10 protein-coding genes and 1 other RNA gene are annotated in these 13,466 nt (G+C 65.0%); 3 read left to right on the top strand and 8 right to left on the bottom strand.

Annotated features, from left to right (window positions below; genetic code table 11):
- The 8 genes from HY852_RS12770 to rsmH form a co-directional block, all read right to left on the bottom strand.
- Positions 1 to 730 (bottom strand): FtsW/RodA/SpoVE family cell cycle protein (locus HY852_RS12770; RefSeq protein WP_291605069.1); only part of this gene is annotated, 730 nt, incomplete at its 3' end.
- 263 nt (positions 731 to 993) lie between these two features.
- Positions 994 to 2,394 carry a UDP-N-acetylmuramoyl-L-alanine--D-glutamate ligase gene (gene murD / locus HY852_RS12775; RefSeq protein WP_291605070.1) on the bottom strand — a complete coding sequence of 467 codons (1,401 nt, stop codon included), beginning with the start codon at positions 2,392 to 2,394 and terminating at the stop codon, positions 994 to 996.
- Between the two features lie 8 nt (positions 2,395 to 2,402).
- Positions 2,403 to 3,509, bottom strand: coding sequence for a phospho-N-acetylmuramoyl-pentapeptide-transferase (gene mraY / locus HY852_RS12780; protein ID WP_291605071.1), 1,107 nt, complete (start codon positions 3,507 to 3,509; stop codon positions 2,403 to 2,405).
- A gap of 161 nt (positions 3,510 to 3,670) precedes the next feature.
- On the bottom strand, positions 3,671 to 5,053 hold the full coding sequence (gene murF / locus HY852_RS12785; RefSeq protein ID WP_291605072.1) for a UDP-N-acetylmuramoyl-tripeptide--D-alanyl-D-alanine ligase: 1,383 nt from the start codon (positions 5,051 to 5,053) through the stop codon (positions 3,671 to 3,673).
- On the bottom strand, positions 5,050 to 6,510 hold the full coding sequence (locus HY852_RS12790) for a UDP-N-acetylmuramoyl-L-alanyl-D-glutamate--2,6-diaminopimelate ligase (RefSeq protein WP_291605073.1): 1,461 nt from the start codon (positions 6,508 to 6,510) through the stop codon (positions 5,050 to 5,052). The genes murF and HY852_RS12790 overlap by 4 nt, the downstream gene beginning before the upstream one ends.
- A gap of 79 nt (positions 6,511 to 6,589) precedes the next feature.
- Entirely contained in the window at positions 6,590 to 8,332 is a 1,743-nt protein-coding gene (locus HY852_RS12795) for a penicillin-binding protein 2 (protein WP_291605074.1), read from the bottom strand.
- A complete protein-coding gene (locus HY852_RS12800) occupies positions 8,329 to 8,721 on the bottom strand; it encodes a hypothetical protein (protein ID WP_291605075.1) in 393 nt (130 codons plus the stop codon). The genes HY852_RS12795 and HY852_RS12800 overlap by 4 nt, the downstream gene beginning before the upstream one ends.
- A 1-nt stretch (position 8,722) precedes the next feature.
- On the bottom strand, positions 8,723 to 9,712 hold the full coding sequence (gene rsmH, locus HY852_RS12805; protein ID WP_291605076.1) for a 16S rRNA (cytosine(1402)-N(4))-methyltransferase RsmH: 990 nt from the start codon (positions 9,710 to 9,712) through the stop codon (positions 8,723 to 8,725).
- Positions 9,713 to 10,234: 522 nt separating this feature from the next.
- Between rsmH and HY852_RS12810 the strand changes: the two genes are divergently transcribed.
- The 3 genes from HY852_RS12810 to HY852_RS12825 all read left to right on the top strand — a co-directional run bounded on the left by HY852_RS12810 (position 10,235) and on the right by HY852_RS12825 (position 12,881).
- The gene (locus tag HY852_RS12810; protein WP_291605077.1) at positions 10,235 to 11,017 is read left to right on the top strand and encodes an N-acetylmuramoyl-L-alanine amidase; all 783 of its coding nucleotides are present in this window, start codon (positions 10,235 to 10,237) and stop codon (positions 11,015 to 11,017) included.
- 101 nt (positions 11,018 to 11,118) lie between these two features.
- Positions 11,119 to 11,551, top strand: an RNA gene (rnpB, locus tag HY852_RS12815) — RNase P RNA component class A.
- A 586-nt stretch (positions 11,552 to 12,137) separates the two neighbouring features.
- Positions 12,138 to 12,881, top strand: a complete 744-nt coding sequence (locus tag HY852_RS12825; RefSeq protein WP_291605079.1) for a sulfite exporter TauE/SafE family protein — start codon at positions 12,138 to 12,140, stop codon at positions 12,879 to 12,881.
- Positions 12,882 to 13,466: the final 585 nt, after the last annotated feature.

Raw genomic sequence — 13,466 nt, forward strand, 5'->3', positions numbered from 1 at the left:
AGCCGCCGTTGTAGAAGGCTTCCATGGCGGTATCGACCTGGAAGGTGTCGCCGGAGGCCGGATTGATGAAGCGCCTGATGCGGCCGGCGACGTGCGGAACGAACAGATAGGCGCTGAACAGGCCGGCGGCGCCGAGACCTGCGAGACCGAGCACCCAGATCATGCGCATGCCCGCGATGAAGAACAGCGCGCCCCACACCATCAGGATCAGCATGGTCTGGCCGAAATCGGGCTCCAGCACCAGGAGCGAGACCAGCATCAGGAGCAGCACCAGCGCCATCGAGGTTGCCGGCATCTCGGAGCGCTTGGTGGATTCGGAGAACAGCCAGGCCGCGATGACGACAAAGGCGGGCTTGGCGGATTCGGAAGCCTGAATGTTGACGCCGAGCAGCGTGATCCAGCGCCGCGACCCCTTCACCTCCGGGCCGAACAGCACCGTCGCCACGATCAGAATGATGCTGACCGCGAACACGATCAGCGCGCTGCGCCGGATCTGGCGCGGCGACAGGAAGGAGACGCCGATCAGCACGATCAAGGACGGCAGCAGGAACAGCACGTGGCGGCTGAAGAAGTGGAACGGATCGAGCCCGATCCGCGTCGCCACCGGCGGGCTAGCCGCCAGCGACAGAATGACGCCGCACAGCATCAGCGCGAGGACAGCGCCGAGCAGCGGCTTGTCGACGGTCCACCACCATTCGGAAAGGGGCGTGCGTTCTTCACGGGAGATCATGGGCGGTCGCCTGCGGCCAGAGATCAGACCATTGGTCTCCCATGATGGTTGCCGAAGGGTTAATGGGATCGGCTTGTTTCGAGATTTGGCCTCGCTTGCTCCGAGGCTGCTCCTGGAAAGATCGTCATGCCCGCGCAAGCGGGGATCCGGTACGCTTGCGACTCTTCAGCTCATGAATTGTAGGATGGTTTGAGCGCGGCGATACCCGTCAATCGACCCTGCTCTGGAACGATGGGTTTCGCTGCGCTCACCCATCTACTCCGTCACACCACCGGCTTCACGCCCGGCAGCGCGGTGACGAGGTCGCGGAACTTGGTACCGCGGATCTCGAAGTTGCGATACTGGTCGAACGAGGCGCAGGCCGGTGACAGCAGCACCACCGCGTCCGCAAGTCTGGAAGCCTGCGCATCGCGCGCGGCATGCTCGACGGCGACATCGAGCGTCTGGCTGATCTCGTGCGGCACGCGGTCGCCCAACGTGCTAGAGAATTCCTGGGCCGCCTCCCCGATCAGATAGGCCTTGCGGATGCGCGGGAAATATTCGGCAAGGCTGGTAATGCCGCCCTGCTTCGGCTTGCCGCCCGCAATCCAGAAAATGTCGGCAAAGGACGACAGCGCATGCGCGGCCGCATCCGCGTTGGTGCCCTTGGAGTCGTTGACGAACAGAACGTTGCCGAGGCGACCGACCTGCTCCATGCGGTGCGCAAGCCCCGGAAAGCTGCGCAGCCCGTTCTGCAAAACATCGAGGCTGATGCCCATCGCCAGCGCGCAGGCCGCAGCGCAGGCTGCGTTCTGCGCGTTGTGCAGGCCGCGCAACGAGCCGATGCCGCCGAGCTGTGCAATTTCGCTGCGCGCAGCACCAGAGGCACGCAGGATCGTGCCGCGCTCGACATAGATGCCGTCCGGCACCGGATTGCGCACCGACACGCGCACGACATTCTTGCCGGCGCGATCGAGCCGGTCGGCGACGTCGCGGCACCAGCCGTCGTCGACGCCGACAACCGCCGTGCCCTGCGCCTGCACGTCGGCGACGAGGCGCTCCTTCACCTCTGAATAATGCTCGATGGTGCCGTGGCGGTCGATATGGTCCTCGCTGACATTGAGCAGGATGCCGACGGAAGGATCGAGCGACGGCGTCAGGTCGATCTGGTAGGACGACATCTCGACGACATGGACGCGCCCCATGCGCGATGGCTCGAGCGACAGGATCGCCGTGCCGATATTGCCGCCCATCTGGGTGTCGTAGCCCGCCGTGCGCATCAGATGCGCGATCAGCGCGGTCGTGGTCGACTTGCCGTTGGTGCCGGTGATGGCGACGAACGGCGAGTTCGGCGCATGACGGCGGCGCTCGCGGCAGAACAGCTCGATGTCGCCGATGACCTCGATGCCCGCCTCGCGCGCCTTCAGGACGCTCCAGTGCGGCGCCGGATGCGTGAGCGGCACGCCGGGGGCGAGAACCAGCGCCGCGAAGTTCGCCCAGGACAAATTGCGAAGATCAGCGGCGAGAAAGCCGGCCTGCACCGCCCTGGCGATGTTGTCGGCATTGTCATCCCCCGCAACCACCTCCGCCCCGCCCGCCTTCAAGGCGTGGCAACTCGCAAGCCCGGAGCCGCCAAGGCCGAAAACCGCGACGGTCTTGCCGGCAAAGGAGGTGATGGGGATCATGTTTGTCGTTACCGCAGCTTCAGCGTGGAGAGGCCGGCCAGCGCCAGCATCACCGAAATGATCCAGAAGCGGATCACGATCTGCGGCTCGGTCCAGCCCAACTGCTCGAAATGGTGATGGATCGGCGCCATCTTGAAGATGCGCTTGCCCGTCAGCTTGAACGAGGCCACCTGCACGATGACGGAGACCGCCTCCAGCACGAAGAGGCCGCCGATCACCGCGAGCACGATCTCGTGCTTCACAGCCACCGCGATCGAGCCGAGCATGCCGCCAAGCGCGAGCGAGCCGGTGTCGCCCATGAAGATCGAAGCCGGCGGCGCGTTGAACCACAAGAAGCCGAGACCCGCACCCAGCACGGCACCGCACAGCACCGCGAGTTCGCCGGTTCCGGGCACGTAGTTGATCTGCAGATAGTCTGAGAACACGGCGTTGCCGGCCAGATACGAGATCATGCCGAAGCTCGCGGCTGCGATCATGACCGGCACGATGGCAAGACCATCGAGGCCGTCGGTGAGGTTCACTGCGTTGCCGGCGCCGACGATGATGAAGGCACCGAAGATCACGAAGAACCAGCCGAGGTTCAGCACGAGATCCTTGAAGAAGGGAATGGCGACCGAAGACGAGGACGGATCGCGGCCGAGCCTTACCAGCGCGTAGCAGGCCGCCAGAGCGATGACCGCCTCGATGGCCAGGCGGATGCGGCCCCCGAACCCGCCCGAGGTCTGCTTCGTCACCTTCAGATAGTCGTCATAGAAGCCGACGAAGCCGAAGCCGAGCGTCACCGCCAGCACGATCCAGACATAGGGGTTGAGCGGGTTGGCCCACAGCACCGTTGCGACCACGAGCCCGGAAAGGATCATCAGCCCGCCCATGGTGGGCGTGCCTTTCTTGGTGAGCAGATGGGACTGCGGCCCGTCGGTACGGATCGGCTGGCCCTTGCCCTGGCGAATGCGCAGGTTGTCGATGATCCACGGCCCGAACAGGAAGACAAACAGCGCGCCGGTGACCACGGCGCCGCCGGTACGAAAGGTGATGTAGCGGAAGACGTTCAGAGCGGTTCGAAAGATGCCGAAACCCGGAACAGTATTGGAGAGTTCGATCAGCCAGTAAAACATTCAAAAAGTCCTATGCCGCCGATCAGGCGGGCTTGCCGGGAACGCGCCGGTCTTCGCGCATTCGCGATCTGAGTTTCGTCCTTGGGCCAGGCGACCTTTGCACCGTGGTCTCGCCAGGGAAATGAGGCACGGAAGGATCACGCGACGAGGCATGAGCCAGTTTACGCCCTTGCCTGCAAGGCGGCCACTAGTCCCGGCACAAACTTGTTCACCCAGAACATCTTCTTGCTGCCCTTGACAACCACAACATCGCCTGCCTCCAGCAGCTTCGCGACCATCCGCGGATCGAGCGTTGCCGGGTCCTGGTGCCAGCCCAGCCGCTTGTCCGCCGGCAGCACGTCGTGGAGGTGATGCATCAGGGGGCCGACGCAGTAGATGCCGTCGATACCGGGCAAATGCCTGGCCAGCGCCGTGTGGTAAGCGGGAGCATCACTGCCCAGCTCCAGCATGTCGCCCAGAATGGCGATACGGCGACCGCTCTTGACGGGCCGCGCCTTCAGGCTTTCGAGCGCCGCCGCCATACTGGCGGGATTGCCGTTGAAGCTGTCGTCGATCACCGTGATGCCGCCGACGGCCTGCTCGACGCCGCGCCCGCTCATGATTTCGACATCATCGACCCGGCCGGCCAGCGCGGTCACATCGAGAGCTGCGGCGTGGATCGAGGCGAGCGCGGCCAGCGCATTGTGCAGACGGTGCGGCGCGCCGGGCGTGAGGCTGAATTCAATCCGCTGGCCGGCTACCTGCGCCGTCACTGCCCACCCCTCGTCTTGCGGCGCATGGTTCAGCTCTCGCACCTCTGAACCCTCGCCGAAGCGGATGATCCGGCCGTTCCATTCCGGCGCGGCGATATCCGCCGGCAACACCAGGACACCATCCTTTGGCAGGCCCAGTGCGATACTCACCTTCTCGCGCCGGATCGCCTCCAGGCTGCCGAGCTTTTCCAGATGAACTGGCTGCACATTGACGACGAGCGCTACCGTCGGCCGCGTCAATTCGCTCAGCCGCGCGATCTCGCCGGTCTGGTTCATGCCCATCTCCACCACCCAGAGACTGGCGTCCGGACTGGCGTTGCAGAGGGTCAGCGGCACGCCCCAGAAATTGTTGAAGCTGCTCGGGCTGGCGTAAGCGCCCGGATAGGCGGCGAGGAACTCCTTCGTGCTGGTCTTGCCCGCGCTTCCGGTGAGTCCAATCACCGGACCGTTGAACCGCGCCCGCGCCGCGCGCGCCAGCGCCCACAAGCCATCGATCAGCGTATCCTTGACGATGAGCTGCGGGATGCGAACGCCTGCGATCTGGTGCGGCACGATCATCGCGACCGCGCCGGAGCTTTCCGCGTTGCCTGCGAATTCCCAGCCGTCGCGCGCGCTGGCGAAACTGGAAATGAAGCCGCCGCTCGGCGTGCCGCTCAAGGCGACGAACAGGCTTCCCGGCTTCACCTGCCGGCTGTCCTGCGTGACAAAGTCGATTCCCGTGTCAGGAAACGATCCTGCCAGTCCCAGCGCCTTTGCTACTTCGGCTATCGTCCACAACGGTTTTGCGCTCATGCGCCCCCCTGCGAGAGCGCGGCGGCCACCGCCTCGTGATCGCTGAACGGCAACACGAGATCGCCGACGATCTGGCCGGTCTCGTGTCCCTTGCCGGCGATCAGGAGCGCATCCCCCGGCTCCAGTTCGTCGATGGCGGCGCGGATCGCCGCAGCACGATCGCCGATCTCCCGCGCGCCCTTGGCGGCGTCGAGGATCGAGGCTCGAATGTCTTCCGGCTTCTCGCTGCGCGGATTGTCGTCGGTGACGATGACGCTGTCGGCATTCTCGGTTGCGATCGTGCCCATCAGCGGCCTCTTGCCGGCATCACGATCGCCGCCCGCACCGAACACGACGACGAGCTTGCGCCTGGCATAAGGCCGCAGTGCCTGCAGCGCCTTCGCCAGCGCGTCGGGTTTGTGCGCATAGTCGACGAAGATCGGCGCGCCGTTGCGCTCGCCGACCCGCTCCAGCCGGCCCTTGGCGCCTTCGAGACGATCGAGAGTGGCAAACACCGCATCAGCATCGCTGCCGGTGCCGATGGCTAGCCCAGCGGCGACCAGCGCATTCTCGATCTGGAAGGCCCCGACGAGCGGCAGGCAAATGGCGAACTTGCGGCCGCGATGCTCGAGTTCGAGCCTTTGCGCAAAGCCGTCGACCTCTGCCTTGATCAGGCGAATGCCCTCGCCTGCCCCGTCGCCATTGCGGCCGACCGCCATCACGCGCAAGCGCCGCGTTCGCGCCGCCTCAAGCACCAGTGTCGAGCAATCGTGATCGGCCGAAATCACGGCAGCGCCGCCGGGCGGGACAAGATCACGGAACAGCCGCAACTTGGCGGCAAGGTAGTGCGCGACATCGGGATGATAATCCATATGGTCGCGCGACAGGTTGGTGAAGCCGCCGGCCGCAATGCGCACACCGTCGAGCCGATACTGGTCGAGCCCGTGCGAGGAGGCCTCGAACGCCAGGTGCGTGACGCCGTCGCGCGCGATCTCGTCGAGCTGCCGATGCAGCGCGATTGGATCGGGTGTCGTCAGCGAGCCGTAGACCGTGCGTTTGGGCGACACCAGGCCGATCGTGCCGATAGAGGCCGAGATGTAACCGAGATGCTCCCATATCTGCCGCGTGAACGCCGCGACCGACGTCTTGCCGCTGGTGCCGGTCACCGCCGCGATCGTCGCCGGTTGCACCGGGAAGAATCGTGCCGCAGCCAGCGCGAGCGCGCGCCGTGGATTCGGGGTAGCGACGAACGGCACGCGGCACCCGCCCGGCGGCGGATGATCGCCGGCGACCGCCACCGCGCCGGCCGCAATCGCCGCCTCGATAAAGCGCGCGCCGTCGGTCTTGGTGCCGGCGAGCGCAAAGAACAGATCCCCCCTCTCGACCGCGCGGCTGTCGACCGCAAGGCCGGTGACCTCGACCGCGTCCGCGGGAGGCTCGATCCTGGCGTCATCGCCAAAGAGGTCACGAAGCTTCATGGTTTTCCGGTTCGGACGGCGCGCGGGAACCTGCGGCAGCGCCGCGGTGACGCAAAGACTCAGCAGCACCTGCCACGGCTTACTGGGTTGTCCTGGATGCTGCAAGAATAAGGCGGTCGGACGGCGGCAGATTGAAGCGCGGCTCGATTCCCAGCAGCGGCGCGATTCGCGCGATCACATTGCCCCCCGTCGGTACCGCGTTCCAGCCGGAGGTGATGAACCCGTGGGTCTCCTTCAGCGGCTGGGGCTCGTCGATCATGATCAGGAGCTGGTAGCGCGGGTTGTCCGCGGGCAGGATCGCGGTGAAGGCGTTGAGCACGCGCTTCTTGGCGTAGCGACCGTTGATGACCTTCTCGGCGGTCCCGGTCTTGCCGCCGATATAGTAGCCATTGACGTCGGCTTTCCTGGCGGTACCGATCTCGGCGTTGAGCCGCATCAGATAGCGCATCTTATCCGAGGTCTCGGGCTTGATCACACGCTTGGCGAGCGCCATCGCTTCCTGTTCGGTCCGTTTCAGGAAAGTCGGCGGGATCAGATAGCCGCCGTTGACCAGCGCGTCGATGCCCATCACGGCCTGCAGCGGCGCCACCGCGACGCCGTGACCGAAGGCGATGGTGACGGTGTTGAGCTCGGCCCAGCGCCTGGGCAGGATCGGCGAGGCGCTCTCCGGCAGCTCGGTGCGCAGCCGTTCAAGCTGGCCCATCTTGCGCAGGAAGGCCTTGTGCGCCTCCACCCCCTGCGACAGCGCAATACGCGCCGCGCCGACGTTCGAAGAGTAGTAGAACACTTCCTTCGTGTTGATCATCCGACCGAGCGCATGATCGTCGTGGATGGTGAACTTGCCGTAGCGCAGGGGCCCGCGCGCATCCCACATCGAGTTGAGATTGACCTTGCCCGAGTCGAGCGCCATGGCGAGCGTGAACGCCTTGAAGGTCGATCCCATCTCATACACGCCCGTGGTCAGGCGGTTGATGCGATCGGGATCATGCGCCTCCTTCGGGTTGTTGGGATCGAAGTCCGGTACCGAGACCATCGCAACGATCTCGCCGGTCCTGACGTTGGAGACGAGACCGGACGCGGCCTTGGCGCGATATTTCTCCTTGGCCTTCAGGAGCTCGTCGCGCAACGCGTGCTCGACGCGCAAATCGACCGACAATTCCACCGGCCGCTGCAGGCGGTCGGTGGCAAAGCCCGCGCGATGCAGATCGGCGAGCCCGTTGTTGTCGAGCCACTTCTCCATGCCGGCGATGCCCTGGTTGTCGATGTTGACGAGACCGATCAGGTGCGCGACCTCGTTGCCGGTCGGATAGACCCGCTTGTTCTCGCGCAAAAAGCCGATGCCGGGCACGCCGAGCTTGTGGATTGCCTGCTGCTGCTTGGGAGAGATTTCGCGCTTGAGCCAGACAAAACCTTTCTTCGACGACAGGCGCTCGCGCACTTCCACCGTGTCGAGGTCGGGCAATGTCGCGGTGAGCAACTCGATCGCCTCGTCCTTGTCGATGATACGACGCGGCTCGCCGAACAGGCTCGGCACCTTGACGTCGGTCGCGAGGATTTCGCCGTTGCGGTCGACGATATCCGGCCGCGCGGTTGCGATCGCGTCCTGCGCGGCGGCGCGGCGCGCGCTGTGGGCATCCGCCCCGATCGCGAACATCACCAGCCGTCCGCCGATCACGGCATATACCGCGGCCAATGCCAAAATGGCAAAGCCGACCCGCGCGCGGGCTTTCGCTGTGCGATCGACATTGCGCCCGTAGAGCAGGCCGCGGATCAGGCGCTGCCGCCAGGGTTCGGTCGGTTTTGCCGGCCGTGCGCCGCTCATCGCTTGGCCCCCGGCTTCGGCACCGAACCCGTGACGTTGTCGCTGTCTGCGGCCGCTTCAATCGTACCGATCATCGCGCCTATTGGATCCGGCTCGCCGGGCTTGACAAGGCGCGGCGGCCGTTCGGGCAGGTTCTTCAAGGGGTCGTATTGCGTGGCGGTGATCAGCTTCAACGGCAGGTGGCGTTCAACGAGCCCCTGGAGTCGCAGCGGAGCCTCCAGCTTGGCCCATTCGGAGCGCAGGACCGCAATGGCGTCGCGCTGCTCGCGGATCTCCGCATGCAGGCGCAGCACCCGTTCGGTGCGGGCAATGGAATCCATCTTGATCCGGTAGACATAGGCGGCGCCAAAGATCAGTGCGCCGATCACAAGCAGGTGGATCATGCGCATGTCAGCCTCCCCTCATCACGTCGGAGAGTCTCGGCCAGGACGGCTGGGGACCTGATGCCTGCGCCGGCGCCGCAGTGCGTTCGGCGGCACGAAGCTTGGCCGAGCGCGCGCGGGGATTGGCGGCGCTTTCCCGTTCGCTGGGCACAACCGGCCGCCGGGTCAGGAGCTGAAAGCTCGGCGCAAGCTGCGCGACTTCCGGCAGATGCCGCGAGCCACCGCCGGATTTGGAACGCTGGCTAAGGAAATTCTTGACGATGCGGTCTTCCAGCGAATGGAACGACACCACGACCAGCCGGCCGCCGGGCTTCAGCACCTGCTCCGCGGCTTCGAGCGCCAACGCGAGCTCGTCCAGCTCCTCATTGACGAAAATGCGCAGAGCCTGGAAGGTTCGCGTCGCCGGATGGATGTCGCCGGGCTTGGACCGCACCACCTTGGCAACGAGATCGGCCAGAGCCCGCGTCGTGGTGATCGGCGCCTCGTTCCGCGCCGCAACAATGGCGCGGGCGACTTTCCGGGAGTGACGCTCCTCGCCGAACAGGTAGATGATGTCGGCGAGATCCGCCTCGGACGCCTTTGCCACGATGTCCGCCGCGGTCGGCCCGGCCTGGCCCATCCGCATGTCGAGCGGACCGTCGAGGCGGAAGGAGAAGCCGCGGCCGGCCTGGTCGAGCTGCATGGAGGAAACCCCGACGTCCATCACGACGCCATCGACCGCCGCAAAGCCCTGGGCTGCGCAGACTTCCGCGAGGTGCGAAAACCGGTCTTCCACCAGGGTGAGCCGGCCGTCCGATTCGTCGACGAGGGAAAATCCGCCGGCGATCGCCGTGCGATCGCGATCGATGCCGACCACGCGGGTGCCCGGGATCTCGAGGATGGCGCGGCTATACCCGCCACCCCCGAACGTGGCATCGACATAGATGCCGCCCTCGCGCGGGGCGAGATACTCGACCGCTTCCTGGCCGAGAACAGGAATATGGGCCAGCGACGTCATGGCGGCGCCTTGGAGTGGGAACTGCGAACTAACGGGCCCATGACGCTTCGAATTCCTGGACCAACGGGCGCTTTCGCCGTTCCAAGGCGCCCGCGTGGCACGACTGCCGAGCCATCGGATCCCGGCGCGCAAACCCAGAGTTCCCTGTGGAATTGGTCGGGCACGCATGAGACTTCGAAGGTGAAGGAGGGCCTCGGCCGCCCCCGGAAACGGTTCGGCTCTTCATCACTCAGTAACGGCCGTTAGCGTTAAGAAAGCGTTGATAGGTCGATCACAACTCGCCTCGCGCGTCGGCCGGCGTCCCTCCGCACATAGGCTGTGCAAAATGTTCCCATCACCGGGATTGCGTGATTGCGCGAACGCACAGGTAAAGGAATAGTAAAGGAGTTGGCGCCCAGAGGCCCCGGCGTTTGCGTCCTCATTCCCGGTTTGAGTTATCCCATGTCGTACGGTTCGGTAGCGTCCGCAGGATCTGATTCGAAGCGTCACCGCGTTCTCCCGGTTCCCAAGGCCGCCGCGAGCATGAAAACCTTCGAACCCGACTCCTCGATCGTCTCCGATGTCATCCCTTCGCCGAACTACGGCGACCGCAACAAGGGACGCCTCCCGGACATGATCGTGCTGCATTACACCGGGATGCCGGACGTGGAAGGCGCGCTGGCGCGGCTGTGCACCACCGGCACCGACGTATCCGCGCACTATGTCGTCCTTGAGGATGGCCGGATCGTGCAGTGCGTCCAGGAGGCCAGGCGCGCCTGGCATGCCGGGACTTCGTTCTGGGCCGGCGAAGAGGACATCAACTCCTGCTCGATCGGGATCGAAATCGTCAATCGCGGGCATGACTGGGGCTATCCCGACTTTCCACTGCGACAGATCGCGGCCGTGATCGCCCTGTGCCGCGGCATCATGCTGCGCCGCAACGTCCCTTCGCACCGGGTGCTCGCCCATTCCGACGTGGCGCCTGCACGCAAGAAGGATCCGGGCGAAAAGTTCCCGTGGCACTCGATGGCCAATTCGGGCGTCGGACATTGGGTGCAGCCGGCGCCGATCATGCGCGGTGAGTCGCTGATGCTCGGCTCTATCAGCGACGACGTTTTGCACATGCAGCAGGCGCTGGCGAAATACGGCTACGGCGTCCCGCTCAGCGGCAAGTATGACGGGACGACCATGGAAGTGGTCTCCGCTTTCCAGCGTCACTTCCGTCCTGACCGCGTCGACGGCGTTGCCGATCACTCGACGCTCGCGACCCTGGAGGCGCTGCTCGCGAGCCTGCCCCCGGAAACAAAGCAGGTCGCGTCGAAGTAGGCGCTCATCGCCGTGTCGATTTGGCGAATTCCCCCAATCGGCGCGCAGAGCCGCCGCACCGGGCTTGACGAAACTCCTTTCAACCCCCATCCGTAAAGGCGTCAGTCGGCCGGACGGCCGCTCCGGCAACGGCCGAAAGGCCGCCGGGGAGGAAAGTCCGGGCTCCCTTGACATGCGGTGCCGGATAACGTCCGGCGGGGGTGACCCCAGGGAAAGTGCCACAGAGATCGAACCGCTTCCCCCACCCTTCATAGGGGTGGGGCGAGCAAGGGTGAAAAGGTGCGGTAAGAGCGCACCGCGGCTCCGGCAACGGGGCCGGCATGGCAAACCCCACCGGGAGCAAAACCGAATAGGGACGGCACAGCGGTCAGTTCGCGCTCGCGCGATAACACCGCGGGGCGATGTCAGGCCCGCCGTCCGGGTAGGTTGCTCGAGGCAGTGTGCAAACATTGTCCCAGAGGAATGGCCGTCACGTATCGTTCGCCACAAGCGGGCGGTGCCCTACAGAACCCGGCTTACAGGCTGGCTGATGATCGAACGAGGGGTTCGGCGCAAACCGCGCCGGACCCCTCACCATTTTGCGAGCCTCGCGGCACCGACCTCATGGCCGAACGCGCCTCGAAGCCGGAGACTGGAGGCGATGGCGCCGCACGCCGGGCGAAGCATCTGGTCTTTCACCCGCATAGGCATTGCTCGCGCCATATTGCTCCAGGCCCAACCTTGCCGCGGGCGTGAGCGCGCCACCGTTCAGCACGTCCCGGTTCGGGTTCGTCGCCTGAAAAGCTGCCGGCTCCGAAAAGCCCTGCGCAAATGACGGAGCGTGCGCGATGAGCGACATCAGAGCCGCTGCCATGACAGTCTTGATTCCAACCATCATCGTTCTCCAATCATGTTCGTGTACGGAGTTCGCGACATGCGAATGTGGTTGCTTTCGAAGCTCCCCAGAATTGCCCCGGCACGATCCATGTAGGAGCCGCGGCGGAAAGTGCCCGACTGTGGCGCATCACGCTTGCGTGCGAAGCCCAAATTGGCTCCTGTGCCGGCCCATGCTATTGCCGCGCATGGATCAACATTTCGCGATCGCACTGCGACAGGCGTGCATCGTCGCAAGGAATAATTGGTGGAAACGTTCACTTACGCGCTGCTGCTTTTTGGCGCGCTTGCCGGCGGTTTTGTCTCCGGGCTTGCCGGCTTTGGTCTGGCGCTGATGGCGCTCGGCATCTGGCTGTATGTGCTGCCGCCGTCGCTGGCGGTGCCGCTGGTCCTGATCTGCTCCGTCATCTCCCAGACTTCGACGCTGCCGTCGATGTGGAAGAGCTTCGACCTGTCGCTGGTGTGGCCGTTCCTGATCGGCGGACTTGCCGGCGTGCCGCTCGGGATCCTGCTTGTCGCGCACACCGAGCCCGCACATTTCAAGCTTGCCGTCGGCGTGCTGCTGCTCGTTTTTCCGACGGCGCTCTACCTCAATCGCAGGCCGCTGGCGTTCAAGGGTGGCGGCAGGCTCGCGGATGGCGCGATCGGCTTTGGCGGCGGGATTCTCGGCGGGCTCGCCGGGCTCTCCGGTCCGCTGCCGATCCTGTGGGCCAATGTGCGCGGCTGGAACAAGCACGAGCGGCGCGGCATCTTCCAGACCTTCAACTTCACCATTCTGGCAAGCGCGCTTCTTGTTCAGGCGCTCTCCGGCCTCGTCGAGCGCAAGGTGATCTTTTTGGCGCTGATCGCCTTCCCGGCAACGATCGCCGGAGCCTGGCTCGGCGCGCGGCTCTATCACGCACTGAGCGACAAGCATTTCAGCGACATCGTGCTTGGGCTCCTGTTCCTGTCCGGCGTCGGCCTCGTCTGGAGCAGCATCGGTCCGCATTAGCTGCATGCGCAAAGCCCTCCCGCTCGCGATGGACGCAGGCCGCTCAGTGTGCCGGCTCCGCCGTCGGTGCGTTGGGTCAGCATGACGGCGATGGATTGGAGCGCGCCGCTCTCTCAACTCCGTCATTGCGAGCGACTTGTCCGCAGTAGCTCAACGAAGGCGGAAGCAAAGCAAATCCAGAATCTGTCCGCGGTAACAGTCTGGATTGCTCACGTCGCTGTCGCTCCTCGCAATTGCACCACTGGCAGTTCCTCATCCTGAAGAGCGCGCTTGCGCGCGTCTTGAAGGATGAAGGCCCCACTGCATGCCAACAGCCCCGCGGCAACAGCCGGGCCTCGCCCTTCGAGACGCCGCGCTCACGCGCGGCTCCTCAGGATGAGGTGATGGAGTGTTGGCGCGGCAAGTTCCTGTTCAACTTTCAGACAGCAGACGCGACTTTGCATCCTCGCGGCGCTTGGCGTCCGAGTTTTGCTTCAAGCTCACCCTCTCTCATTGAAGACTCATTGAAGAGGGCGCAGGGAAGGCCGGGTGCCGGCTGGCACCCGCGGTCCGTGCGCAAACGCACACGGGTGGACCACAGGGCAG

It is taken from the genome of Bradyrhizobium sp., from assembly GCF_016213215.1.
Classification (GTDB): domain Bacteria; phylum Pseudomonadota; class Alphaproteobacteria; order Rhizobiales; family Xanthobacteraceae; genus Bradyrhizobium.

What these genes read in the sequence shown, in the direction of transcription:
- murD (WP_291605070.1), bottom strand. Translation starts at nt 2,394, where the DNA reads ATGATCCCCATCACCTCCTTTGCCGGCAAGACCGTCGCGGTTTTCGGC.
- mraY (WP_291605071.1), bottom strand. Translation starts at nt 3,509, where the DNA reads ATGTTTTACTGGCTGATCGAACTCTCCAATACTGTTCCGGGTTTCGGC.
- murF (WP_291605072.1), bottom strand. Translation starts at nt 5,053, where the DNA reads ATGAGCGCAAAACCGTTGTGGACGATAGCCGAAGTAGCAAAGGCGCTG.
- HY852_RS12790 (WP_291605073.1), bottom strand. Translation starts at nt 6,510, where the DNA reads ATGAAGCTTCGTGACCTCTTTGGCGATGACGCCAGGATCGAGCCTCCC.
- HY852_RS12795 (WP_291605074.1), bottom strand. Translation starts at nt 8,332, where the DNA reads ATGAGCGGCGCACGGCCGGCAAAACCGACCGAACCCTGGCGGCAGCGC.
- HY852_RS12800 (WP_291605075.1), bottom strand. Translation starts at nt 8,721, where the DNA reads ATGCGCATGATCCACCTGCTTGTGATCGGCGCACTGATCTTTGGCGCC.
- rsmH (WP_291605076.1), bottom strand. Translation starts at nt 9,712, where the DNA reads ATGACGTCGCTGGCCCATATTCCTGTTCTCGGCCAGGAAGCGGTCGAG.
- HY852_RS12810 (WP_291605077.1), top strand. Translation starts at nt 10,235, where the DNA reads ATGAAAACCTTCGAACCCGACTCCTCGATCGTCTCCGATGTCATCCCT.